The organism is Nocardioides sp. (assembly GCF_051876515.1).
Taxonomy (GTDB): Bacteria; Actinomycetota; Actinomycetes; order Propionibacteriales; family Nocardioidaceae; genus Nocardioides.
In genome coordinates this window covers 1-23,390 of record NZ_JBJEHY010000211.1, presented here as the reverse complement: position 1 = coordinate 23,390, position 23,390 = coordinate 1, and the positions used below count along the sequence as shown (strand labels likewise).

The 23,390-nt window shown below is 72.4% G+C and carries 23 protein-coding genes and 1 pseudogene; 22 read left to right on the top strand and 2 right to left on the bottom strand.

Annotated features, from left to right (window positions below; all coding sequences use genetic code 11):
- Nucleotides 1–186 precede the first annotated feature (186 nt).
- Nucleotides 187–627 (top strand): annotated as a pseudogene (locus ACI379_RS15400) (alpha/beta hydrolase fold domain-containing protein); the annotation flags it as partial.
- A gap of 93 nt (nt 628–720) precedes the next feature.
- Here the strand turns inward: ACI379_RS15400 and ACI379_RS15395 are convergent.
- Nucleotides 721–1,218, bottom strand: a complete 498-nt coding sequence (locus tag ACI379_RS15395) for an inorganic diphosphatase (protein WP_439792988.1) — start codon at nt 1,216–1,218, stop codon at nt 721–723.
- A gap of 200 nt (nt 1,219–1,418) precedes the next feature.
- Here ACI379_RS15395 and dacB point away from each other — a divergent pair, with 200 nt between their 5' ends.
- From dacB to ACI379_RS15340, 11 genes are all read left to right on the top strand, one after another.
- The gene (gene dacB / locus ACI379_RS15390) at nt 1,419–2,828 is read left to right on the top strand and encodes a D-alanyl-D-alanine carboxypeptidase/D-alanyl-D-alanine endopeptidase (RefSeq protein WP_439792987.1); all 1,410 of its coding nucleotides are present in this window, start codon (nt 1,419–1,421) and stop codon (nt 2,826–2,828) included.
- Between the two features lie 23 nt (nt 2,829–2,851).
- The gene (locus ACI379_RS15385) at nt 2,852–3,868 is read left to right on the top strand and encodes a zinc-dependent metalloprotease (RefSeq protein WP_439792986.1); all 1,017 of its coding nucleotides are present in this window, start codon (nt 2,852–2,854) and stop codon (nt 3,866–3,868) included.
- Nucleotides 3,865–4,839 carry a tRNA lysidine(34) synthetase TilS gene (tilS, locus tag ACI379_RS15380; RefSeq protein WP_439792985.1) on the top strand — a complete coding sequence of 325 codons (975 nt, stop codon included), beginning with the start codon at nt 3,865–3,867 and terminating at the stop codon, nt 4,837–4,839. Before ACI379_RS15385 ends, tilS begins: the two co-directional genes overlap by 4 nt.
- Before the next feature lie 48 nt (nt 4,840–4,887).
- A complete protein-coding gene (gene hpt / locus ACI379_RS15375; RefSeq protein WP_439792984.1) occupies nt 4,888–5,439 on the top strand; it encodes a hypoxanthine phosphoribosyltransferase in 552 nt (183 codons plus the stop codon).
- A gap of 169 nt (nt 5,440–5,608) precedes the next feature.
- Complete coding sequence (gene ftsH, locus ACI379_RS15370) at nt 5,609–7,651, top strand: ATP-dependent zinc metalloprotease FtsH (RefSeq protein WP_439792983.1); 2,043 nt, start codon at nt 5,609–5,611, stop codon at nt 7,649–7,651.
- A gap of 95 nt (nt 7,652–7,746) precedes the next feature.
- On the top strand, nt 7,747–8,262 hold the full coding sequence (gene folE, locus ACI379_RS15365; RefSeq protein ID WP_439792989.1) for a GTP cyclohydrolase I FolE: 516 nt from the start codon (nt 7,747–7,749) through the stop codon (nt 8,260–8,262).
- Nucleotides 8,262–9,146 carry a dihydropteroate synthase gene (gene folP, locus ACI379_RS15360; protein WP_439792982.1) on the top strand — a complete coding sequence of 295 codons (885 nt, stop codon included), beginning with the start codon at nt 8,262–8,264 and terminating at the stop codon, nt 9,144–9,146. The genes folE and folP overlap by 1 nt, the downstream gene beginning before the upstream one ends.
- Nucleotides 9,143–9,535: a dihydroneopterin aldolase gene (gene folB / locus ACI379_RS15355; RefSeq protein WP_439792981.1), complete on the top strand. Its 393-nt coding sequence runs from the start codon at nt 9,143–9,145 to the stop codon at nt 9,533–9,535. The genes folP and folB overlap by 4 nt, the downstream gene beginning before the upstream one ends.
- Nucleotides 9,532–10,098 carry a 2-amino-4-hydroxy-6-hydroxymethyldihydropteridine diphosphokinase gene (gene folK / locus ACI379_RS15350; RefSeq protein WP_439792980.1) on the top strand — a complete coding sequence of 189 codons (567 nt, stop codon included), beginning with the start codon at nt 9,532–9,534 and terminating at the stop codon, nt 10,096–10,098. Before folB ends, folK begins: the two co-directional genes overlap by 4 nt.
- A gap of 22 nt (nt 10,099–10,120) precedes the next feature.
- A complete protein-coding gene (locus ACI379_RS15345; RefSeq protein WP_439792979.1) occupies nt 10,121–10,597 on the top strand; it encodes a DUF3180 domain-containing protein in 477 nt (158 codons plus the stop codon).
- Between the two features lie 20 nt (nt 10,598–10,617).
- Complete coding sequence (locus ACI379_RS15340) at nt 10,618–11,229, top strand: hypothetical protein (RefSeq protein ID WP_439792978.1); 612 nt, start codon at nt 10,618–10,620, stop codon at nt 11,227–11,229.
- A 70-nt stretch (nt 11,230–11,299) separates the two neighbouring features.
- On the opposite strand, the gene ACI379_RS15335 is transcribed toward ACI379_RS15340, so the two are convergent.
- Complete coding sequence (locus ACI379_RS15335) at nt 11,300–12,418, bottom strand: glycosyltransferase family 2 protein (protein ID WP_439792977.1); 1,119 nt, start codon at nt 12,416–12,418, stop codon at nt 11,300–11,302.
- Between the two features lie 51 nt (nt 12,419–12,469).
- On the opposite strand from ACI379_RS15335, the gene ACI379_RS15330 reads away from it, so the two are divergent.
- The 10 genes from ACI379_RS15330 to ACI379_RS15285 all read left to right on the top strand — a co-directional run.
- The gene (locus ACI379_RS15330) at nt 12,470–13,585 is read left to right on the top strand and encodes a sulfotransferase family protein (protein ID WP_439792976.1); all 1,116 of its coding nucleotides are present in this window, start codon (nt 12,470–12,472) and stop codon (nt 13,583–13,585) included.
- A 159-nt stretch (nt 13,586–13,744) separates the two neighbouring features.
- Nucleotides 13,745–14,683: a Rossmann-like and DUF2520 domain-containing protein gene (locus ACI379_RS15325; RefSeq protein WP_439792975.1), complete on the top strand. Its 939-nt coding sequence runs from the start codon at nt 13,745–13,747 to the stop codon at nt 14,681–14,683.
- Entirely contained in the window at nt 14,680–15,570 is an 891-nt protein-coding gene (gene panC, locus ACI379_RS15320) for a pantoate--beta-alanine ligase (RefSeq protein ID WP_439792974.1), read from the top strand. Before ACI379_RS15325 ends, panC begins: the two co-directional genes overlap by 4 nt.
- 62 nt (nt 15,571–15,632) lie before the next feature.
- Nucleotides 15,633–16,073 (top strand): aspartate 1-decarboxylase, encoded by a 441-nt coding sequence (gene panD / locus ACI379_RS15315; protein WP_439792973.1) that lies wholly within the window; start codon nt 15,633–15,635, stop codon nt 16,071–16,073.
- Nucleotides 16,074–16,095: 22 nt separating this feature from the next.
- Entirely contained in the window at nt 16,096–17,781 is a 1,686-nt protein-coding gene (locus ACI379_RS15310; RefSeq protein WP_439792972.1) for an L-aspartate oxidase, read from the top strand.
- Complete coding sequence (nadC, locus tag ACI379_RS15305) at nt 17,781–18,698, top strand: carboxylating nicotinate-nucleotide diphosphorylase (RefSeq protein ID WP_439792971.1); 918 nt, start codon at nt 17,781–17,783, stop codon at nt 18,696–18,698. Before ACI379_RS15310 ends, nadC begins: the two co-directional genes overlap by 1 nt.
- Before the next feature lie 4 nt (nt 18,699–18,702).
- Nucleotides 18,703–19,479, top strand: coding sequence for a type III pantothenate kinase (locus ACI379_RS15300; protein WP_439792970.1), 777 nt, complete (start codon nt 18,703–18,705; stop codon nt 19,477–19,479).
- A 116-nt stretch (nt 19,480–19,595) separates the two neighbouring features.
- Nucleotides 19,596–19,916, top strand: a complete 321-nt coding sequence (locus ACI379_RS15295; RefSeq protein WP_439792969.1) for a histone-like nucleoid-structuring protein Lsr2 — start codon at nt 19,596–19,598, stop codon at nt 19,914–19,916.
- Between the two features lie 204 nt (nt 19,917–20,120).
- Nucleotides 20,121–22,829: a hypothetical protein gene (locus ACI379_RS15290; protein ID WP_439792968.1), complete on the top strand. Its 2,709-nt coding sequence runs from the start codon at nt 20,121–20,123 to the stop codon at nt 22,827–22,829.
- Nucleotides 22,830–23,008: 179 nt separating this feature from the next.
- Nucleotides 23,009–23,390, top strand: a 382-nt coding sequence (locus ACI379_RS15285; protein ID WP_439792967.1) for a Clp protease N-terminal domain-containing protein, incomplete at its 3' end; no start/stop codon positions are given.

The following is a 23,390-nucleotide window of genomic DNA, read 5'->3' as shown; positions in this document are numbered from 1 at the left end:
GCACTTCTCGGATCGGCCGCGCTGGTCGTGGCCGGCCTCGCCGTCTCGGCCCCGGCCGCCCAGGCGGCCGCTGCGTGCACCAACTACTCGTCCTCGTCGTCGACGTGCGTCAACAGCACCCTGGCCATCGCCGGGAGCTCCTACAGCGTCGACTGGTACCTGCCCAACGGCCAGGCCTCGGCGCTGATGCTGCTCAACCACGGCTTCTCCCGCGACTGCGCCAACCTGCGCGGCACCAGCAAGGCCGTGGCCCAGAAGGGCGTCATGGTCCTGTGCGTCAACGGGGACATGACCGCCGGCAACCCCGACCTCGGCAACGCGCTGGGTGACGTCCTGTCCGCCCGCGCCCTCACCCCGCCGAACGGCAAGGCGCTCCCGGTCAACTACATCGTCGGCGGTCACTCCGCGGGCGGTCACTTCGCCAGCGTCGTCGGGGCCCGCCTCGACGCCAACGGGTACCCGGCCCTCAAGGGCGCGGTGCTCTTCGACCCGGTCGCCTCCAGCGACTTCACCGCCAACCTGCAGGCCATCTCCGACGGCGGCGCCCGTCCGGTGCTCTCGGTGGCCGCGCGCCCCAGCGTGGCCAACCTGTACAACAACTCGTTCGGTGCGCTGGAGCGCGACGATCCAGTCCTGAGCCGGACCCTCCCGCACAGGGAGCCCTACCAAAGGCAGAGAGGCCCGCACCAGCCGGTGCGGGCCTCTCGTGCGGAGCGGGGCTCAGTGGCCGCCGGTCTCCTTGAAGCGGGCGAAGGAGGCGTGGACCTCGGCCTCGGCCTCGGAGTGGCCGACCCAGTCGGCGCCCTCGACGGACTTGCCGGGCTCCAGGTCCTTGTAGACCTCGAAGAAGTGCTGGATCTCCAGGCGGTCGTACTTGGAGACGTGGTTGATGTCGCGCAGGTGGTCCATGCGCGGGTCGACCGGCACGCACAGCACCTTGTCGTCGCCGCCGGCCTCGTCGGTCATGCGGAACATGCCGATCGCGCGGCAGCGGATGATGCAGCCCGGGAAGGTCGGCTGCTGCAGGATGACCATGGCGTCGAGCGGGTCGCCGTCGAGGCCCAGGGTGTCCTCGATGAAGCCGTAGTCGGTCGGGTACGCGGTCGAGGTGAACAGCATCCGGTCGAGGCGGATGCGGCCGCTCTCGTGGTCGACCTCGTACTTGTTCCGCTCGCCCTTGGGGATCTCCACCACCACGTCGAACTCGAGCAACTTCATCCTCCAGGTCTCGGCGCCCCGAGTCTCGAGGCAGATGATTCGTCGGCCCGCCGACTCTCGGTCGTCCGGTGTCCCCGGGGCGCAGGCCTGGGCCAGTGTCCCTCACAATGGCCTTCGGGCACGAAGCGAGGAGGGCGAAAACTGTGGGACGTGACACACGTCACCTTACTGGTCCGCGACGCGCGGCCCTGCTCGCCCCCGTGCTCGCGGTGCTCCTCCTGCTGGCCGGAGCGGTCGCCGCGCACCGCTTCCAGCTGGGCCCCAGCCACCTCCCCTGGCTCGCCGCCGACCCGGCCACGCAGCCCGAGCAGGTGGCGCCGCCGGCCGGCCTCGAGCTGCCCGCCGCCAGCACCCCGTCCCCGGTCGCCGCGGCCGCGCCCGCCGCGGGTGCCCTCGACGCTGCGGCGGTCCGTACGGCCCTGCGCCGCGCGGTGAAGGACGACGCCTTCGGCCGCAGGATCGCGGTCGGCGTGGCCACCCTCGACGGGGAGGCCTGGAGCACCGGGCCCGACGCGTTCACCCCGGCCTCGACGACCAAGGTCCTCACCGCCGTGGCAGCCCTCGAGGTGCTCGGCCCCGACCACCGGTTCACCACCACCGTCGCCTCCGGCGCGACCGACGGCGAGATCGTGCTGGTGGGCGGCGGGGACCCGTACCTCTCCGAGTCGGCCACCCCCGCGCAGGAGGTCGCCACGACGTACCCGCAGCGTGCCGACCTCGCCACCCTCGCCGTCCAGGTCCGTGCCGCCCTGCTCGAGCAGGGAGCCGAGGGTGCCGGCCAGGTCAAGGTCAGGCTCCGCTACGACGACTCCCTGTTCACCGGCCCCGGCGCGAGCTCGCACTGGCGCCCCGACTACGTCCCCGACGACGTGGTCGCGCCCATCGGCGCCCTCATGCTCGACGGGGGACGCGAGGCCGGCGGGTACGGCCGCGCCGACGACCCGGCCGCCGCCACCGCGGCGGCCTTCGCCCGGCAGCTGCGCGCCGCCGGCGTCACCGTGGTGGGCAAGCCGCGCCCCGGGCGCGCGGGCGCCGAGCAGCTCGCCTCCGTCCAGGGGGCGCCGCTGGCAGACGTCGTCGAGACCGTGGTCGCGCGCAGCGACAACGAGGGGGCCGAGCTGCTCGGCCACCACGTCGGGCTCGCCGTCGACGGTGAGGGGTCGTTCGAGGCGGGGGCCCGGGCGACGCTGGCCACGCTCAGGGGTCTCGGTGTCGACGTCGCCGGCACCGAGCTGTACGACGGCTCCGGCCTGTCACGCGACAACCTGATCGGCACCGCCACCCTCGTCGACACCCTCCAGGTCTCGGCCGCCGCGACCCACCCCGGCCTGCGCGCCGCCTGGACGGGGATGCCCGTGGCCGGCTTCACCGGCAGCCTGTACGACCGCTTCGCCGCCTCCCCGTCGGGGCAGGGTCTGGTTCGCGCCAAGACCGGGACGCTGACCGGCGTGCACTCCCTGGCCGGCACCGTGCTGGACGCCGACGGCCAGGTCCTCGTCTTCGTCGCCGCCGCCGACCGGGTCGACCCGTCCCGCGCGCTGGACGCCGAGGCGGGGCTGGACGCCCTGGCGACCGCGCTGGCGGGTTGCTCGTGCACGCGGACGGGTTGAGCGCGCGGGGATAGGGTCTGGCCATGAGTGCGATGGTCGACTGGAAGCTCGCCGTGACCGTGGGTTCCCGGCTCGCTGGACGCGGTCCCGAGGTCACGGGTGCCCAGGCCGCGGAGGCGGTCGCCGAGCTGCGTGCGGGTGCCCGTCGCTCCACCGCTCTGGTCGGCGACTTCACCGGGCTGCGGGCGCCTGCCGACACCGCCCCGGTCCTGGTCGTCGACCGCGCCGGCTGGGTCCAGGCCAACGCGGACGGCTTCCGTACGATCCTCGACCCGATCACCCGCAAGCTCTCCGAGAAGGGCACCGGCGGCCCGCTCACCCACGCCATCGGTTCGCGCGTGACGGGCACCGAGGTGGGCCTCCTGCTGGGCTTCCTGTCGGGCAAGGTGCTCGGCCAGTTCGACCCGTTCCACGACCCCGCGGGGCGCCTGCTGCTGGTGGCGCCCAACATCGTCCACGTGGAGCGGGAGATCGGTGCCGACCCGAGCGACTTCCGGCTGTGGGTGTGCCTGCACGAGGAGACCCACCGGGTGCAGTTCACCGCGGTGCCGTGGCTGCGCGACCACCTGTTGGGTCTGATGGAGCAGATCGCCGAGACCATCCAGGAGACCGGCTTCGAGGAGAACGTCCGCCGCGTCTCCGAGGCACTGCGCAGCGACCAGGGCAGCCTCCTGGACGCCGTCTCCTCCCCGGAGCAGCGCGCCGTCCTCGACCAGGTCACCGGCGTGATGTCGCTGCTGGAGGGGCACGCCGACGTCGTGATGGACGACGTGGCGCCCGACGTGATCCGCACGGTCCCGCAGATCCGCAAGGCGTTCAACCAGCGCCGCGGCGGGGTCGGCACGCTCGACCGGCTGCTGCGGCGGCTGCTGGGTCTGGACCAGAAGACCGCGCAGTACCGCGACGGCGCGAAGTTCGTGCGCCACGTCGTCGACGCCGCCGGCATGGAGTCGTTCAACACGATCTGGAGCGGTCCGGAGGCGTTGCCCTCCAAGGAGGAGATCCACGACCCGACCCTGTGGATGAAGCGGGTCCTGTGACGCTTCCGCCGCCGGTGGCCGCGGTCCGCGGTCCCGTACGCCGGGCGCTGGCGCCGCTGGATCCGGGGACCACGGTCGTGGTGGCCTGCTCCGGCGGGGCGGACTCGCTGGCGCTGTGCGCCGCCACCGTGTTCGAGGCCCGCGCGCTGGGACTGCGCGTCGTGGGGGCCACCGTCGACCACGGCCTGCAGCTCGGCTCCGACCTGCAGGCCGACCGGGTGCTGGCCCAGATGGCGCAGATCGGCGTCGACGAGACGATCCGTTCGCGGGTCCGGGTCGACGTCGCGGGCGGCCGCGGCCCGGAGGCGGCGGCGCGGGAGGCGCGGTACGCGGTGCTGGAGCAGATGGCCGCCCACGTCGGGGCCGAGGTGGTGCTGCTGGGCCACACCCTCGACGACCAGGCCGAGACGGTGCTCCTGGGGCTGGCGCGCGGCTCGGGGGGACGGTCCATCGCGGGGATGCGCCGCGGCTTCGGCCCGTTCGTACGGCCGCTGCTGGAGGTGCGCCGCGCGCAGACCCTGGCGGCGTGCGCGGCGGAGGGGATCGAGCCCTGGGACGACCCCCACAACGACGACCCCGGGTACGCCCGGGTGCGGGTGCGGCAACGGGTGCTGCCCGTGCTGGAGGAGCAGCTGGGGCCGGGCATCACCGAGGCGCTGGCGCGTACGGCCGACTCGTTGCGCGAGGACACCGACCTGCTCGACGACCTGGCCGACGAGGCGTGGGACTCCCTGGGTGGCGTGCTGGGGGCCGAGGCGCTGGTCGGCCTGCCCGACGCCCTGCGCCGCCGGGTGCTGCGCCGGGCCGTCCTGGCGGCGGGGGCACCCGCCGAGGAGGTGACGCGGGCGCACGTGCTGTCGGTGGAGGCGCTGGTCACCGCGTGGCGCGGCCAGAAGTGGGTGGACCTACCGGGCCACCTGCGGGCCGTGCGCCGCGACGGTGTGATCGAGGTCGTGCCGGCTCCCCGCTGAACGGGCCGGGTGGACAAGGGGTCGTCGGCACGCCTTAGGCTTCAGGACATGGACGCGTCCCACGTCGAATCCGACCTCGTCAACGTGCTCTTCACCGAGGAGCAGATCCAGGCCCGGCTGGCGGAGATGGCCCAGCAGATCGCGGCCGACTACGAGGGGCGTGACCTGCTGATGGTCGGCGTCCTGCGCGGCGCCGTCATGGTGATGGCCGACCTCGCCCGCTCGCTGCCGGTGCATCTCGAGATGGACTGGATGGCGATCAGCTCCTACGGCGCGGGCACCAAGTCCAGCGGCGTGGTGCGGATCCTCAAGGACCTCGACACCGACATCTCGGGTCGTGACGTCCTCATCGTCGACGAGATCATCGACACCGGCCTGACCCTGTCGTGGCTGGTCAACAGCCTCAGCACCCGCAACCCGGCGAGCGTCGAGATCGCGACCCTGCTGCGCAAGCCGGAGGCCCTGTCGATGCCGGTGGAGCCCAAGTACGTCGGCTGGGACATCCCCAACGAGTTCGTCGTCGGCTACGGCCTCGACTACAACGAGCGCTACCGCAACCTGCGCGACATCGGCACGCTCGCGCCGCACGTCTACAGCTGAGCGGCGCCGGGCGGGCGCACGCCCGGACGTACTGGTGCCGATTTCTCCCGGCCTGCGAGAATGACCGGGCAGTCGCGCTGAGCGCGGTCCGGGGCGTACGTCGTGCTGGCCCGGCCGTGTAACGTCGCCACACTGCTGGTCGGTAGGTCTGGAGCGGAAAGAAGCCTTCGTGAAGCGATTGTTCAAGGGCCCGTGGTTGTGGGTCGTCCTGGCGGCGCTCGCCGTGCTGCTCGCCTTCCAGTTCTTCTCGCCCAACGGCGGGTTCGACGAGGTCGAGACCTCCACGATGCAGAAGTACATCGCCGACGGTGACGTCAAGGAGATCACCTTCGTCGACAACGACCAGGAGATCCAGGCGGTCCTCGACAAGGGCGTGCGCGAGGGCAACGACAAGGTCGTCGCCTCCTACATCCAGGGTCAGCAGCAGACGCTGCTGGAGGCCGTCGACGAGCAGGTCGCCAAGGGCACCATCGAGAAGGCCAACTCGACCAACCCGCAGCCGGGCGTGCTGAGCTCGCTGCTGGTCACGCTGATCCCGTTCGCGCTGATCATGCTGCTCTTCCTGTTCCTGATGAACCAGGCCCAGGGCGGTGGCGGCCGCGGCGTGATGCAGTTCGCCAAGTCCAAGGCCAAGCTCATCACCAAGGACATGCCCAAGACGACGTTCGCCGACGTGGCGGGCGCCGAGGAGGCACTGGAGGAGCTCTCCGAGATCAAGGAGTTCCTGCAGGAGCCCGGCAAGTTCCAGGCCGTCGGCGCCAAGATCCCCAAGGGCGTGCTGCTGTACGGCCCGCCCGGCACCGGCAAGACGCTGCTCGCCCGCGCGGTGGCCGGCGAGGCCGGCGTCCCGTTCTACTCGATCTCCGGCTCCGACTTCGTCGAGATGTTCGTCGGCGTCGGCGCCTCCCGCGTCCGCGACCTGTTCGAGCAGGCCAAGGAGAACGCCCCCGCGATCGTCTTCATCGACGAGATCGACGCCGTGGGCCGTCACCGCGGCGCCGGCATGGGCGGCGGTCACGACGAGCGCGAGCAGACCCTCAACCAGCTGCTGGTCGAGATGGACGGCTTCGACGTGCGCGGCGGGGTCATCCTGATCGCGGCGACCAACCGCCCCGACGTGCTCGACCCGGCGCTCCTGCGCCCGGGCCGCTTCGACCGCCAGATCCAGGTCGACGCCCCCGACCTCAACGGCCGCCACATGATCCTCAAGGTGCACTCGCGCGGCAAGCCGATCGCCCCCGAGGTCGACCTGCTCACCGTCGCCCGTCGTACGCCCGGCTTCACCGGCGCCGACCTGGCCAACGTGCTCAACGAGGCCGCGCTGCTCACCGCGCGCAGCTCGGAGAAGCAGATCACCACGGCTGCGCTCGACGAGGCGATCGACCGCGTCATCGCAGGCCCGCAGCGCCGTACCCGCCTGATGAGCGAGCAGGAGAAGCTCATCACCGCGTACCACGAGGGCGGCCACGCCCTGGTCGCCGCGGCGCTGCCCGGCACGGACCCCGTGCACAAGGTGACGATCCTGCCGCGCGGTCGCGCGCTGGGCTACACGATGGTCCTGCCCGACGAGGACAAGTACTCCCAGACCCGCAGCGAGCTGCTCGACAAGCTGGCCTACATGCTCGGCGGGCGCGCCGCGGAGGAGCTCGTCTTCCACGACCCGACCACCGGCGCCGGCAACGACATCGAGAAGGCCACCGCGACGGCCCGGGCCATGGTCACCCAGTACGGCATGACCGAGACCCTGGGCGCGGTCAAGCTGGGCGAGTCCAACTCCGAGCCCTTCCTTGGCCGCGACCTGGGCCACCAGCGCGACTACTCCGAGGACGTGGCCGCCAAGGTCGACGCCGAGGTCAAGACGCTGCTGGGCAACGCCCACCAGGAGGCCTTCGACATCCTCGTCGAGAACCGCGACGTCCTCGACGCGCTGGTGCTGGCGCTGATGGACAAGGAGACCCTCGACAAGGAGGCCGTCGCCGAGATCTTCGAGCCGCTGCGCCGTCGTCCCCGCCGTCCCGCCTGGACCGGCTCCGACACGCGCATCCCCTCGACGATCCCCCCGGTCGAGATCCCCCAGGAGATCCGCGACCGCGCCAAGGCCCTGGAGGAGGCCGCCCAGGCGGCCCAGGCCGCCAAGCAGTCCTCCGTCACGGCCCCTGTGGCCCCCGCCCCGGCCCTCGGTGGCCACGACGACTCCGCGGAGCAGCAGTGACCGACCCGATCAGCCTGGCCGAGCGCGACTCCTCCGAGGTGCCCGAGTTCGACCACGCGCGGGCCGAGGCCGCCGTCCGTGAGCTCCTGCACGCGATGGGGGAGGACCCCGAGCGTGAGGGTCTGCTCGAGACGCCGGCGCGTGTAGCCCGGGCGTACGCCGAGCTGACCCAGGGGCTGCGGCAGCGTCCCGAGGACGTCCTCACCACGACCTTCGACCTGGGCCACGACGAGATGGTGCTGGTCCGCGACATCGAGCTGTGGTCGATGTGCGAGCACCACCTGGTGCCGTTCACCGGGGTCGCGCACGTCGGCTACATCCCGGCCGAGTCGGGCAAGATCACCGGCCTGTCCAAGCTGGCCCGGCTGGTCGACGTCTACTCCAAGCGTCCGCAGGTCCAGGAGCGCCTCACCACCCAGGTGGCCGACGCCCTCATGGAGATCCTCGAGGCGCGCGGCTGCATCGTGGTGATCGAGGCCGAGCACCTGTGCATGACGATGCGCGGCGTACGCAAGGCCGGTGCCCGCACCATCACCTCCGCCGTGCGGGGCGTGATGCACAACGCGGCGACGCGTTCCGAGGCGATGTCCCTCATCCACAGCTCGCGCTGATGGCCCCGACCCCGCCCCGGGTGATGGGGATCGTCAACGTCACCCCGGACTCGTTCTCCGACGGCGGGCGGTTCGCCGACACCGAACGTGCCGTCGAGCACGGCCGGCGGTTGCTGGCCCAGGGGGCCGACATCCTCGACATCGGGGGCGAGTCGACCCGTCCGGGCGCGACCCGGCCCCTGCTGGCCGAGGAGCTCGACAGGGTCGTCCCGGTGATCGCCGCGCTCGCCGCGGACGGTGCCACCGTCTCGGTCGACACCATGCGCGCCGAGGTGGCCGCCGAGGCCGTACGCGCCGGCGCACGCGTCGTCAACGACGTCTCCGGCGGCCTGGCCGACCCGGAGATCCTGTCCGTGGTCGCCGCGACCGGTGCCGACTACGTCGCGATGCACTGGCGGGCCCACTCCGAGCGCATGCAGACGTTCACCGACTACGACCAGCACGGCGGCGTGGTGGCCGGCGTACGGGCCGAGCTCGCCGACCGGGTGGAGGCGATCCTGGCCGCAGGAGTTGCTCCGGACCGGCTCGTCCTGGACCCCGGGCTGGGGTTCTCCAAGGCGGGCGAGCAGAACTGGGAGCTCCTGGCCGGGCTCGACGCGGTCGGCGACCTCGGGTTCCCCGTCCTGGTGGGAGCCAGCCGCAAGTCCTTCCTGGGCCTGCTGCTGGCCGACGAGGACGGCACGCCGCGGGGCGTGGACGAGCGCGAGGCCGCCCACCTGGCGCTGGTCACGATGCTCGCCGACGCCGGCGTGTGGGGCGTACGGGTGCACGACGTGCGGGCCACCAAGGATGCCCTCACTGCGTGGTCGCACTGGCGTGCATGGCAGGGTGGGGGCGGATCGGTCCCGGACCGGGACGCCACGGAGCGAGGAGTCGAAGGATGAGTGAGCAGCAGTTCGCCGACACCGACGTCCTCGCCGTCCTGGGGGTCGAGTGCTACGCCCACCACGGCGTCTTCGACTTCGAGAAGCGCGAGGGGCAGACCTTCGTGGTGGATCTCCACCTCGGCGTGGACACCTCCGCCGCGGCGGCCTCGGACGACTTGCAGGACACCGTGGACTACGGGACGCTCGTCGCGGCCGTGAAGGCGGCCGTTGAGCGGGACCCGGTCGACCTGATCGAGACCGTTGCCCAGCGCATCGCGGACGTCTGCCTCACCAGCGACCGGGTTGAATGGGCGCGAGTCACGATCCACAAGCCAGATGCACCCATCCAGGCGACGTTCTCGGACGTGGCGCTGACGATCACGAGAAGGCGAGGCAGGCGAGGATGACCGAGGTACCCAACCCCCACATCATCAACGCGGACTCACTGACCGGTGAGATGCACCCGATCCGACGCGTCGTCGTCGCACTGGGGTCCAACCTGGGCGAGCGGTTCCGCGCGCTGCAGGGAGCCGTGGACGCGTGGGCGGACACTCCCGACGTCTTCCTCACCGACGTCTCGCCGGTGTACGAGACCGAGCCGGTCGACTCCCCGGAGGGCTCCGGTGCCTACCTCAACGCCGTGATCCTGTTCGACACCACGATGCCGGCCGCGCGGATCATGGACCGCGCGCTGGCCATCGAGGACGCCTTCGACCGGGAGCGCGGCGTCCCCAACGCCCCCCGCACGCTCGACGTCGACCTGATCGTGGTCGGCGAGCGACTCGCTGACGACGACTTCATGCGCCTGCCGCACCCGCGTGCGCACGAGCGCGCCTTCGTCCTGCGTCCGTGGCACGACGTGGAGTCCGACGCCTCGATCCCCGGCGTGGGTCCGATCGCGGACCTGCTGGCCGGCCTGGACGAGACGGGCATCTCGCGCCGCGACGACCTCGAGCTCGAGGTCGAGTGAGCCGCCCCCTCGTGGGGGCGCGGTGAACGACGAGCAGCCCGAGCACCACGGGGCGCACCGCCTCCGGCCGCTGCCCGCCTCGGCGCTGAGCGTGCTCGGCGTGCTGGGCCTGGTCGGCGGCTGGGTCCTGCGACGGGCCGTCGAGCGGTGGGGGGACCACGCCCCGCTGCTCACCTGGGGTCAACCGCTGGCGCTCCTGCTGGCCGCCTGCGCGCTGGGCGGGGTGGCGTGGTGGACGTGGCGCCGGGTGCACGTGCAGGGCGAGTGGCTGGAGCCCCGGCTGGCGGTCAACCGCCTGGTCCTGGCGCGGGCGAGCGCACTGGTGGGCGCCCTGGTCACGGGCGGTTACGCCGGGCTGGGGATCAGCTGGTTGGGCGACGAGTCGTCGTTGGCCGGTGAGCAGCTGACCCGCGCGGGTCTGGCGACGCTCGCCGGTGGTCTGGTCCTGGTGGCAGCGCTCCTGCTCGAGCGTGCGTGTCGCGCTAGGTCGCAGCAGTAGTCGGCCGTACCCTGAGCCCCATGGGTTCCCAGCCGTCTCAGCAGCCCCAGGTGTCTCGTTCCGCGTCGCGTCGGCGCCAGCGCAGCACCCGGATCACCGTCGCCGTCTCCCTGCTCGTGGCGGCCGCTGTGCTCGTCGCTGGGGCCGTGGTCGTCAACACCGGTTGGCTGAGCTCGCTCGCCGCGGTGCTCGCCGTCGTCGCCGGCGCGGCCGCCACCAAGATCACTCACTCCGAGCTGCTCCTCTCGCGCAAGGAGGCCGCGCGCGACCGCGCCGCCCAGGCCAAGGAGTACGCCGAGCTGACCCGTCAGCGCGCTGACGAGAACGCGACCTTCGCCGCGACCATGCGCAAGAAGATCGTCGACCGCGAGGAGGCCATCTCGGCCCTCGAGGAGGCCCTGAGCGCCGCCCAGAAGCACGTGCTCGAGCAGACCCGCAAGCTCAACGCCGAGGCGCGCCGCGCCGAGGTCGCCGAGCGTACGGGCGCCGAGACCGCCCGCGCCCTGGGCGTCTCCGAGGACCGTGCCGCCGAGGCGATCATGCGGGTCGCCGAGATGGAGGCCGAGCTCGACGTGCTGCGTGCCGAGCTGGTCGAGTGGAAGGCCGGCCGCGGCCAGGCCCGGACCGCCTGACGCAGGACCCCAGACACCGGCAGGGCGCCGGGGACCGTGTGGTCCTCGGCGCCCTGTTCGTTGTGTCGGTTCAGACCTCGTGGTCGCGCACGGCGAGCGCCTGCGGCGCGACCGTCGACTCGTCGAGGACGCGGTGCGGCAGCGAGAGGCGCCAGCGGCCCGAGTCGGCGTCCTGGACGCGGGGCGCCCCGCCCTCGAGCCCGGCGAACCACTCCATCACCGCCACCGCGTCCGCGCGGCGGTCCTGCTCGACGAGCCATCCGGTGAGTCGGTGCACCGGCGGCAGGCCGCTGGTCACGAGCGAGCGCCGGCCCCAGAACTCCAGGATCCCGGCGCGCAGGATCCGCCACCACTCCTCGCCGGCGCCGGGCAGGAGCAGGAAGTAGCGCCACAGGTCGCCGGCCAGCACCCGGTCGAGGAAGACGTCCTCGATCGCGGGGTTGCCGGCCTCGCGCACCGAGGCGAGCGCCATCCGCTTGGTCTCCCAGCGGTCGCGCAGGTCGGCCACGGAGGCCCGCTGCTGCGAGATCGAGGTGCCGTCCTCGCGGATGCGCCAGTGGTAGACGACCTCGTCGAGGACGTCGAACCGGGCGCGGAGGTAGGCGCGCGTGGTCAGGGGCTGGTCCTCGTACCGGACCCGCTCGGGGAAGGCGAGCTGCTGGGCCTCCCACCAGGAGCGGCGGAAGAGCTTGTTGGTGGCGAAGACGTCGCCGAGGATCTCGGGGTGCTCGGCGGCGGTGGTCCCGCGGCGCGGCGGGCGGTGCAGGCGGCGCATCCACGGCGGCTCGTTGAGCTGGCCGTTCTCCCATCGCACGATGGAGCCGGTGGCGAAGTCGGAGCCCGAGGCCTCCAGTGCACCGACCAGCGCGGAGTACGCGGTCGGCGGGAGCACGTCGTCGGAGTCGAGGAACGTGACGTAGTCACCGCGCACGTGGCGCAGGCCGACGTTGCGCGCGGCCCCCAGCCCGCCGTTGGCGGTGTGCAGGACCGTGATCCGGGCGTCGCGGTGCGCCCACTCGTCGGCGATCTCGCCCGTACGGTCGACGGAGCCGTCGTCGACCACGACGGCCTCCCACCGCGTGTGGCTCTGCTGGACCAAGGAGCGCAGGGCCTCGCCCAGCCACTCCTCGACGCCGTAGGCAGGGACCACCACCGAGACCAGTGGCTGCTTGCGTCGGAACCATGTCACCCGCGGGAGCCTAGCGACTCGGAGCCCGCGCGGGCGGTAGGGTCACTCCGCGTGAGCACCCCAGTCGATCCCGCGCTCCAGACCGACGGTCAGCGCCGTGTGCTCTTCGTCGTCGGGGCCGGTCGCAGCGGCACCAGCACCCTGGCCGGGATCGTGAGCAAGCTGGGCGTGCACGTGCCCCAGCCCGAGGTTCCGGCGGACGAGTCGAACCCGCGGGGATTCAGCGAGCCGCAGTGGGCGGTCGACGCCCACGACGAGTGGTTGGCCGAGCTCCAGGTCCAGGTGGGCGACGCCCGTCCGGTCGCCTGGCAGGCCACCGCCAAGGTCGCCGAGCGTGAGCGCGCCCGTACCCGGGTCGCGACCTGGCTGGAGTCGCACTTCGCGGTGCACCACGAGCTCGTGGTCAAGGACCCCCGGCTGAGCTGGTTCCTGGAGCTGTGGCGCGCCGGCGCGCACCGCGCCGGTGCGGTGCCCGTGTACGCGACCATGCTGCGTCCGCCGGCCGAGGTCGTCGGGTCGCGCCAGAAGTACTACGACAACAAGCTCGGCAACGCCCACCTGGCGGCGAGCTGGGTCAACATGCTGCTGCACACCGAGCTGGGCACCCGTCAGCAGGAGGGCGCCCCCGCCTCGGCGCGCGCGTTCGTGCGGTACGCCGACCTGCTGACCGACTGGCGGGGCAGCGTCGGCGCGATGGGCGAGGCCCTGGGGTTGGCCACGGTGGTCGGAGCCGAGGAGTCCCGCCGCGCGGAGGTCGACGCCTTCATCGACCCCAGCCTGCGCCGGGTCACCCAGACGTTGGACGACCTCGCCCTGCCGCGGCGGCTGCACGAGCTCACCGCGCAGACGTGGGAGACGCTCAACCGGATGGCCGAGCCCGGCGGTGACACGCCTGCCGAGCACGCCGTCCTCGACCAGCTGCGCGTGGGCTACGCCGAGCTGTACGACGAGGCGGAGTCGATCACCCGCTCCAGCGTGGTCGCGGCGCGCCTGCAGGGGCGTCGTGCGGAGCAGCGGGAGGCGGCCGAGGCGGCCGCCGCGGCCCCGGCTCCGGGCGTCGCGCCGGGTGGGGACGCCGAGCCGGGGGACCTGTCGCACCGCGTCCGTTCGGCCGTTCCGGCGCCGCTGCGTCGCGCCGTGCGCCGGGTGGTCCCGCGCAAGGAGTGACCGCTCCCGTGTCACGAGTGGGTCACGTCACACCCTGAACCAGTTCCGCGAGGTGAAGGGGCAGTCGTACGCTCGTCGTGACCCTGTTCGAAGCAATCGACTGGTACCCGTACGGCCCTCGTGGTGGCGGTGGGACTGGAACGAGAGGTTCGGAGAACCATGAACACCCCCCTGAGTGACGCCCCCCTGCGCGTCGGCGTCGTCGGTGCCGGCCGGGTCGGAGCCGTCATCGCCGCTGCTCTCGCGGCTGCCGGCCACCACGTCGTCGCAGCCGCCGGTGAGTCCGAGGCCTCCCGTGCCCGCATCGCCGACCTGCTCCCCGGTGTCGCCGTGGCCAAGCCCAGCGCCGTCGCGCGGGCGTGCGACCTGCTGCTGCTCACGGTGCCCGACGACATGCTCGACAACGTCGTCACCATGCTCAGCGCCTCCGGTGCGATCCGGCCCGGACAGGTCGTGGCGCACACCTCGGGCCGTCACGGTCTCGCCGTCCTCGAGCCGGCCCGTCTCGTCGGCGCCCGCACCATCGCCCTGCACCCGGCGATGACGTTCACCGGCACCGCCGTCGACCTGCCGCGTCTGGCGGGCTGCGTCTTCGGCGTCACCGCCCCGGAGGAGGAGCGCGCCCTGGTCGAGCGGCTCGTCGCGGACCTCGGTGGCCGCTCCATGTGGGTGCCCGAGGAGCAGCGCACGCTCTACCACGCCGGTCTGGCGCACGGCGCCAACCACCTCGTCACCCTGGTCACCCAGGCGATGGAGATGCTCGCCTCGGCCGGCGCCGACGACCCCGCCGCCACCCTGCGCCCGCTGCTCACCGCGGCGCTGGACAACGCCCTCGAGCACGGCGACAAGGCGCTCACCGGCCCCATCGTCCGCGGCGACGTCAAGACCGTGCGCGCGCACCTGGCCGACATCCTCGACAACAACCCCGGCACCCTCGACTCGTACGTCACGATGGCGCGCGCCACCCTGGAGCGGGTCGTCGCCGACGGTCGCCTGCTGCCCATCCAGGCCGCGAAGATCTACCGCCTCCTCGACGACGTCGAGACCTCGGGCCGCTCCGTGCCCAAGCACTGGTTCTCCGACGGAACCCAGCGGTGAGCCGTACGCCCGTCCTGGCCTCCACCCGCGCGGAGCTCGCAGCACTGCTCGCGCAGGCTTCCGGCACCGGCCCCGTCGCCCTGGTGCCGACCATGGGGGCCCTGCACGCCGGCCACGCGTCGCTGATGGCGACCGCGCGGGCGCGTACGACCGGTCCGGTGGTGGTGAGCATCTTCGTCAACCCGATGCAGTTCGCTCCCACCGAGGACCTGGACCGCTACCCCCGCACGCTGGACGACGACGTCGCCCTGTGCGCGGGTGAGGGCGTCGACATCGTCTTCGCGCCGGCGGTGGAGGAGATGTACCCCGGCGGGTTCAGCCACGACGCGGTCGACACCGGCGTCAGCGTCACCCCCGGCGAGCTGGCGACGATCCTCGAGGGCGCCACCCGTCCCACCCACTTCCGTGGCGTCCTCACGGTCGTGGCCAAGCTGTTCGGCCTGGTCCGCCCCGACCTGGCCGTCTTCGGCGAGAAGGACTACCAGCAGCTCGCACTGATCCGGCGGATGGTCTCCGACCTGTGCATGGGGATCGAGGTCGTCGGTGCCGAGACCGTCCGTGAGGCCGACGGCCTGGCGATGAGCTCGCGCAACCGCTACCTCGACGCCGAGCAGCGCCAGGTGGCGGTCACGCTGAGCCGCGCGCTGCGGGCTGCCCAGGAGCGCTCCCGCTACGGCGTCGCCGCGGCCCGCTGGGCCGCGATGAAGGTGCTGAAGGCCGAGCCCGGCGTCGAGCTCGACTACCTGGCGCTCACCGCCCCGGACCTCGGCCCGGCCCCGGCGGTCGGCGAGGGCCGCATCCTCGTGGCCGCCCGCGTCGGGGCCACCCGGCTCATCGACAACCTGCCGATCACCTTCGACGAGGCGCCGCTCGCACCAGGCGCCTGAGGCGCCCCCAGGACTCAGGCGGGCACCACACCGGGTGGGCCCGACCACCGAGAGGAACAACCGTGCTCCGCACCATCATGAAGTCCAAGATCCACCGGGCCACCGTCACCCAGGCAGACCTGCACTACGTCGGCTCCGTGACGGTCGACGCCGACCTGCTCGACGCGGCCGACCTGCTGCCGGGCGAGCTCGTGCACATCGTCGACATCACCAACGGCGCCCGGCTCGAGACGTACACGATCGCGGGTGAGCGCGGCTCGGGCGTGATCGGCATCAACGGTGCCGCTGCCCACCTGGTCCACCCCGGTGACCTGGTCATCCTCATCGCGTACGGGCAGATGGAGACCGCCGAGGCGCTCACGTACGAGCCGCACGTCGTCTTCGTCGACGCCGACAACGCCATCACCGGCACGGGCGCGGACCCGGCCGACACGTTCGGCGACGAGACCCTGCACCGCGGCGACCTGGTGGGTGCCGCGACCGGCGAGCGCGTGGCCGGCTGACGCCGCCCATTAACCTTCACCAATGACCACCAGCCCGCTGCCAGGTCGCCTGGCCGCACCAGCTCCCGGATGGACCACCGACGCGGACGTCGTCGTGATCGGATCGGGGATCGCCGGTCTCACCGCCGCCCTGCGGCTGCGCGACCACGTCGACAAGGTCCTGCTCGTCACCAAGGACGTGCTGGCGGCCGGCTCGACGCAGTGGGCCCAGGGCGGCATCGCCGCGGCGCTCGGCCCCGGGGACTCCCCGATGGAGCACGAGTGGGACACGCTCGTGGCCGGCGCCGGGGCCTGCGACATCGACGCCGTCCGGACCCTGGTCAACGAGGGGCCCGAGGCGGTGCGCGAGCTGATCGCGCTGGGCACCAACTTCGACCACCACGACGGCGAGCTGTCGCTGACCCGTGAGGGTGGGCACCACCGGGACCGGATCGCGCACGCCGGCGGCGACGCCACGGGCGCGGAGATCCAGCGCGCGCTCATCGCGGCGGTCACCGCCGACCCGTCGATCGAGGTGGTCCAGCACGCACTGGCCCTCGACCTCCTGCTCGGTCAGGACGGCGGCGTCGCGGGCGTCACCCTGCACGTCATGGGGGAGGGGCAGCGCGACGGCGTCGGCGCCGTCCACGCCCGCGCCGTGGTGCTGGCCTCGGGCGGGCTCGGTCAGGTCTTCAGCCAGTCGACCAACCCGAGCGTCTCGACCGGCGACGGGATGGCGCTGGCGCTGCGTGCGGGGGCGGTGCTGCGTGACCTGGAGTTCGTCCAGTTCCACCCGACGGTGATGTACCTCGGCCCCGACAGCCAGGGGCAGCAGCCCCTGATCAGCGAGGCCGTGCGCGGCGAGGGCGCGTTCCTCGTCGACTTCGAGGGCAACCGCTTCATGACCGGCGTGCACGAGCTGGCCGACCTGGCGCCGCGCGACGTGGTCGCCAAGGCCATCACCAAGCGGATGATGGAGACCGGCCACCCGCACATGTGGCTCGACGCCCGCCACCTCGGCAAGGAGTTCTGGGAGCAGCGCTTCCCGACCATCCTGTCGACCTGCCGCAGCCACGGCGTCGACCCCGTCACCGACCTGATCCCGGTCGCCCCCGCCCAGCACTACGCCTCGGGCGGGGTCCGCGTCGACCTGTGGGGACGCACCGGCGTCCCCGGCCTGTACGCCACGGGCGAGGTCGCCTGCACGGGCGTGCACGGCGCCAACCGGCTCGCCTCCAACTCGCTGCTCGAGGGTCTCGTCTTCTCGCGCCGCATCGCCAAGGTGCTGCCCCGTGAGCTGCGCGCCGCGCAGCCGCCGGTCGCCGCGGCAGACGACGCGCGTACGCCGGGGCTGGTCCCGGCCGAGGCGCGCCGTCGTATGCAGGAGGTCATGACCGCCTCGGTGGGCGTGCTCCGCAGCGAGACCGGCCTGCGCTCCGCGCTGGAGGCACTCGGTGGCATCGCGGCCGAGCCGGCCGGTGCCCCCGACACGGCCGCCTGGGAGACCACGAACCTGGTCACCATCTCCACGGCGCTCGCGCTGGCCGCGCTCGAGCGGGAGGAGACCCGCGGATCGCACTGGCGTGAGGACTTCGCCGAGCGCGACGACGCGCGGTTCGGTGGCGGCCACCTCGACTCCCTGCTCGTCGACGGCCGGGTGGGACTCTCGTTCGTCTCCGTCCCGGCCACCGACACCGGCCCGGCACCGCTCACCCTCCCGGAGGCCTGATGCCCACGTACACCGCCCACGACCTGCTGCCCGCGGCGCTCCTCGCGGAGCTGCAGGAGGCCGGCCTGGACACGCACCGCCTGTACGCGCAGGTGTGCGACGCCCTCGACGAGGACCTCAGCGACGGCGGGGACGTCACCAGCGACTCGACCATCGCCGCAGACCAGGTCTCCTCGGGCGAGTTCGCGGCGCGCGAGGAGGGGGTCGTCGCCGGGCTCGGCGTCGCTGCCCTCGTCTTCCACGTCGTCCTGGGCGACGCGGTCACGGTCAGCGACCGGGTCCCCGACGGCACCCGGGTGGTCCCCGGGCAGCGGGTCATGGTGGTGCGCGGTCCCAGCCGTGGACTGCTCACCGCCGAGCGCGTCGCGCTCAACTACGCCAGCCACCTGTCCGGCATCGCCACCGCCACGTCGCGGTGGGTCGACGCCGCGAGCGGCACCCGCGCCAGGATCCTCGACACCCGCAAGACCCTCCCGGGCATGCGGCAGCTGCAGAAGTACGCGGTCGCGTGCGGCGGTGGTGTCAACCACCGGTTCTCGCTGGGCGACATGGCGATGGTCAAGGACAACCACGTGGTCGCCGCCGGTGGGGTCGTGCCGGCCTTCGAGGCCGTACGCGCGGCGCACCCCGAGATCGAGGTGGAGGTCGAGGTGACCGACCTCGACCAGCTGCGCGAGGTGCTGGCCGCGGGCTGCACGCGGGTGCTGCTGGACAACATGGACTCCCCGACGATGGCGGAGGCCGTACGGATCAACGCCGAGGAGTTCGGCCAGCGTGCGCTCCTGGAGGCCTCGGGAGGGCTCACCCTGGAGCGTGCCCGCGAGGTCGCCGCGACGGGCGTGGACTTCATCTCCGTCGGTGCCCTCACCCACTCGGTGCGGGTGTTCGACCTCGGGCTGGACCTGGACGAGGAGTGAACCGATGACCCTGCTCGCCGCCGACATCGGCAACGGCCACACCACCCTGGGCGTGCTGGCCGGCGAGGAGGTCCTCGCCCACTGGCGGGTGGCCACCGACGAGCGCCGCACCGCGGACGAGTGGGCGGTGCTGGTGCGCGGTCTGCTGCGCGAGGAGGGACTGCTCGACGGCGTCGACGGCGTCTCGATCTGCGCGACGGTCCCGTCGGTCCTGCACGAGTGGCGCGCGATGCTGGCCGCGTACTTCAACGACTGGCACCGGGTGGTGGTCGAGCCCGGCGTACGGACCGGGCTGCCGGTGCTCATGGACAACCCGCGCGAGGTGGGTGCCGACCGCATCATCAATGCGTTGGCCGCCGCGACCCTGTACGGGGGACCGGCGATTGTCGTCGATTTCGGAACGGCGACGACATTTGACGTCGTGAATGCCGCCGGCGCCTATGTCGGCGGCGCCATCTCGCCGGGAATCGAGATCTCGTTGGAGGCGCTGGGTCGTCGGGGTGCACAACTGCGCCAGGTCGAATTGGCGCGTCCCCGCACCGTCATTGCCAAGAACACCGTCGAGGCGCTCCAGTCGGGAATGGTTTTCGGTGTCGCCGCGCAGGTGGACGGGATCGTGGCACGCATGGTGGCGGAGCTGGGGGTGCGGGCGGACGACGTCAGCGTGATCGCCACGGGGCACCTCGTGGACCTGGTGCTGGACGAGGTCACCTGCTTCACCGCGCACGAGCCGATGCTGACCCTGCAGGGCCTGCGGCTGGTGCACGAAAGGAACCGCTGAACCCTCTGTCCGGCCAGCCGGCTGCAATTGCCGCCCAATCCTCCAGTTGATTTGGCGGGAAATAGGTGCGATGTTTTCCCGGCACGCTATTTCGAATCGAATCGGAGAATACTTTCATGGCGCAGAAGGTCAGCATCATCCTCGTTGACGACCTCGACGGGTCCGAGGCGACCCAGACCGTTTCTTTCGGGCTCGACGGCGCCTCGTACGAAATCGATCTGAATGACGACAACGCCGCCGCTCTCCGCGAGGCGTTCGCCGGTTACGTCGGCCACGCGCGCAAGGTGACCGGTCCGCGCCGCGCCACCAAGAAGGCCTCCGGCAGCGGTGTCGACACCAAGGCCGTGCGCGAGTGGGCGCGGGCCAACGGCCACGAGGTCTCCGACCGCGGTCGGGTGCCCGCCGAGCTCGTCGCCGCGTACGAGGCCGCGAACTGATCCACGCCCCCCGGGGACGCACTGGGCCCGTCGACGCGAGTCGGCGGGCCCTTTCGTGCGCGTGGGCGACAACCGGACGGCCACTCGCGGCGTCTCACGTTGCGACCGGGACCGACGAGGCTCGCCCAACGCGGTGACGACTGTCGGTGCCACGGGCCATGATGAGCGAGTACCGCCGAGGTGGCGGGGAGCGAAGGGGGAGCCATGCGCAAGACTCGGGTGTGTTCGTTGGCGGTGGTGGCGCTGGTCGCGCCACTGCTCGCGCTGACGCCGTCCGCGGGGGCCGAGCCGGGGGCGGGGGTCCCTGGACCGGTGGGCGACGACGTCCCGTTCGCCCGGACTGCCGACGAGGTCGTCGGCCAGGGCGAGTGGCGGGTCGAGGAGATCGACGGTGGCTACCGGGTCGCCTGGACCTCCCCGACGCTGCTGCCGATGGGCGGTGACCGTCCGACGATCGAGCTGGACGGCCAGGAGATCAGCGGGGCGCGGTTGTCCGAGGACGGCCGCACCGTGGAGGTCGACGTGCTCGGCGGGCGCGAGCCCGCTGAGGCCGACCTCGACGTGGTCCTGTCGGGCCGCGCGCTCGACGAGCCGCTCGCCGGTGCTGTCGCCCAGGCGACGCCCGGATTCGCCCCGGGCTCGCGCGTGCTGGCGGACGACCCGGCGACCCCCGGCCCGTACGAGGTCGTCAGCAGCGACTACACGCTCGACCCCGTGGCGGTGCCCGGGGCCAACCGCAAGATCGAGATGGTGGGCCACGTCGAGGCGCCGGCGCCCGGCGCCGCGACCGGCCCCCGCCCGCTGGTGCTGTTCCTGCACGGGCGCCACTCGGTCTGCTACAACCCCGACGACCCGGACGACTTCGGGGGCACGCGCTGGCCGTGCCGGGCCCCGCGCAAGGAGATCCCGAGCCACCTGGGCTACACCTACGTCCAGAAGGTGCTCGCCTCGCAGGGTTACACGACCGTCTCGATCCGGGTCAACGGCATCAACGCCCAGGACTGGCAGATGGCCGACGCCGGCGCCGACGCGCGCGCCCGCATCGTCCGTGCCCACCTCGACCACTGGGTCACCCGCGCCTCGGCCGAGCAGGTCGACCTCGACCAGGTGGTCCTGGTCGGCCACTCCCGTGGCGGCGAGGGCGTCAACCGCGCCACGATCCAGATCCCGCTCGACGCGCCGTACCGGATCGCCGGGCAGGTGCTGCTGGCACCCACCGACTTCGGTTACCAGACCGCCCCGTACGTCCCGACCGTGACGCTGCTGCCCTCGTGCGACGGCGACGTGTACGACCTCCAGGGCCAGCGCTTCACCGACGTCTCGCGCGGCCTGGTGGCGGCTGACACCTCGCTGAAGAGCTCGGTGTTCGTCCAGGGCGCCAACCACAACTACTTCAACACCGAGTGGACCCCGGGAATCGCCGAGGCTCCGGCCTGGGACGACTGGGGCGACGAGTCGACGCGCCAGTGCGGGTCGAAGAACCCGGGTCGCCTGACCGCCACCGAGCAGCAGGCTGCCGGCACGGCACTCATCGCGGGTGCGGTCGACGTGTTCTCCCGCGGTGACGAGCGCTTCCTCGGCCTCTTCGACGGTGAGGACGTCCGCGTCGCCTCGACCGGTGACACCGCCACCCGCAGCCACGCGCTCGGCGGCGGCCGCGAGACCCTGCGGCCCGGCAAGGAGCTCACCCTGGCCGCCGACCCCGGCCGTGCCTCGCTGTGCCGCGGGATCGCGTTCTACTACAAGTCCGGCTGCGGCAAGGACGTGCGCAACATCGCTCCGCACTGGGTCTGGCCCGGTGAGGCGGCGCCGGCCCCGCGCCAGGGTGTCGCCTTCGGGTGGACCGCGGCCGGGCAGGAGGGACGGCTGAGCCTGGCCGCCCCGCTCGACCTCAGCGACCGCGACCTCGAGCTCCGCACGGTCGTCGACCAGCGGTACGCGAGGGCGGGCCTGAAGGTGCGGCTGACCGACGCCTCCGGCGCCTCGGCGCTGCTGACCCCCGTGGGCGGCGGCATGCTGCCGCGGGTGCCGCGCGGACTGCAGGGGGCGTGGTGGGCCCAGACGCTCACCGTGGACCCCTCGGCGGCCGCGGTCGACCTGACCCAGGTCACCGGCATCACCCTCGTCTCCACCACGGCCACGGGCGGCGTGGTCCTGCTCGACGCCTCGGCCGCGCCGGACGCGCTGGCCGCGGTCCCCGACGAGCGGGCCGCCCAGGTCTCCTTCGGCACCGTCGAGGTCGAGGAGGGCGACGGCCCCGGCCAGGTGTCCGCCTCGGTGCCGGTCACGGTCAACGGGACCCTCACCTCCGCGGCCAAGGTCCGGGTGGCGACCTTCTCCGACGACCGCGACGTGACCTGGCGGACGCTGACGCTGGCCCCCGGCCAGACCTCGGCCACGATCGACTTCACCTACACCGCCGACAACCGGTACGGGTTCGACCGCCGCTTCGGTGTGGCGGGGTACGTCGACCAGGGTGTCGTCACCGACGGCTACGTGGGCGAGCTCCTCGTCACCGAGGACGACCCCAAGCCGACCATGACGGTCAAGGCGGTGCGCGGCACGGTCACCGAGGGCCAGAACATCGTGGTCCGGGTGACGCTGTCCGAGCCGATGTCGGTGCGTGGCTGGTTCGACGCCGGCTTCGTCAAGATGGCGGGCCCGTACCTCAAGGTGAAGGACGTCAAGCTGCCGCGGCAGCGCGGGTACCGCGCCAACGCGCCGCTGTACCGGTACCGCACCTACGTCCTGGTCAAGTCGCTCGCGGCGGGCCAGAAGTCGTTCGACCTCGTGCTGCCGACCAAGCGCGACTCGGTGCGGGAGCGGACCGAGAAGGTCAAGTTCCGGGTCCGGATGCAGGACGCCGACGGTCTCGTCTCGCGTGACGTGGTGGTTCGGGTCAAGAACCGCTGACCTGCCAGGTGGACCGGTCCGCCCGGGGAGCTCCCCCGGTGGACCGGTCCTCTGTTCGCTGTCAGCGCAGCCGCTGGGGTTGTCGCAGGGAACACGTAGGCTGTCGGTGGGCGTTGAGCCCTGTGTCCTCTGCTGCGTGCACGACGCGTGCTGAGGATCCGAAGACGTAAGGAGCGCACATGTTCGAGCGGTTCACCGACCGAGCCCGACGAGTGGTGGTGCTGGCCCAGGAAGAGGCCCGCATGCTCTCGCACAACTACATCGGCACCGAGCACATCCTGCTCGGGCTCATCCACGAGGGTGAGGGTGTCGCTGCCAAGGCCCTGGAGTCCCTCGACATCTCGCTGGAAGCCGTGCGCGCCCAGGTCGAGGAGATCATCGGCCAGGGGCAGCAGGCGCCGTCCGGCCACATCCCCTTCACCCCGCGTGCCAAGAAGGTGCTCGAGCTGTCCCTGCGCGAGGCGCTGCAGCTCGGCCACTCCTACATCGGCACCGAGCACATCCTCCTCGGCCTGATCCGCGAGGGCGAGGGCGTCGCCGCCCAGGTCCTGCAGAAGCTCG

Coding starts and splice junctions, on each gene's coding strand:
- ACI379_RS15340 (WP_439792978.1), top strand. CDS start 10,618: ATGGGTTCCCAGCCGTCTCAGCAGCCCCAGGTGTCTCGTTCCGCGTCG.
- folB (WP_439792981.1), top strand. CDS start 9,143: ATGAGTGAGCAGCAGTTCGCCGACACCGACGTCCTCGCCGTCCTGGGG.
- ACI379_RS15290 (WP_439792968.1), top strand. CDS start 20,121: ATGCGCAAGACTCGGGTGTGTTCGTTGGCGGTGGTGGCGCTGGTCGCG.
- ACI379_RS15300 (WP_439792970.1), top strand. CDS start 18,703: ATGACCCTGCTCGCCGCCGACATCGGCAACGGCCACACCACCCTGGGC.
- ACI379_RS15385 (WP_439792986.1), top strand. CDS start 2,852: ATGAGTGCGATGGTCGACTGGAAGCTCGCCGTGACCGTGGGTTCCCGG.
- folP (WP_439792982.1), top strand. CDS start 8,262: ATGGCCCCGACCCCGCCCCGGGTGATGGGGATCGTCAACGTCACCCCG.
- ACI379_RS15395 (WP_439792988.1), bottom strand. CDS start 1,218: ATGAAGTTGCTCGAGTTCGACGTGGTGGTGGAGATCCCCAAGGGCGAG.
- ACI379_RS15325 (WP_439792975.1), top strand. CDS start 13,745: ATGAACACCCCCCTGAGTGACGCCCCCCTGCGCGTCGGCGTCGTCGGT.
- ACI379_RS15295 (WP_439792969.1), top strand. CDS start 19,596: ATGGCGCAGAAGGTCAGCATCATCCTCGTTGACGACCTCGACGGGTCC.
- folK (WP_439792980.1), top strand. CDS start 9,532: ATGACCGAGGTACCCAACCCCCACATCATCAACGCGGACTCACTGACC.
- ACI379_RS15310 (WP_439792972.1), top strand. CDS start 16,096: ATGACCACCAGCCCGCTGCCAGGTCGCCTGGCCGCACCAGCTCCCGGA.
- nadC (WP_439792971.1), top strand. CDS start 17,781: ATGCCCACGTACACCGCCCACGACCTGCTGCCCGCGGCGCTCCTCGCG.
- hpt (WP_439792984.1), top strand. CDS start 4,888: ATGGACGCGTCCCACGTCGAATCCGACCTCGTCAACGTGCTCTTCACC.
- folE (WP_439792989.1), top strand. CDS start 7,747: ATGGGGGAGGACCCCGAGCGTGAGGGTCTGCTCGAGACGCCGGCGCGT.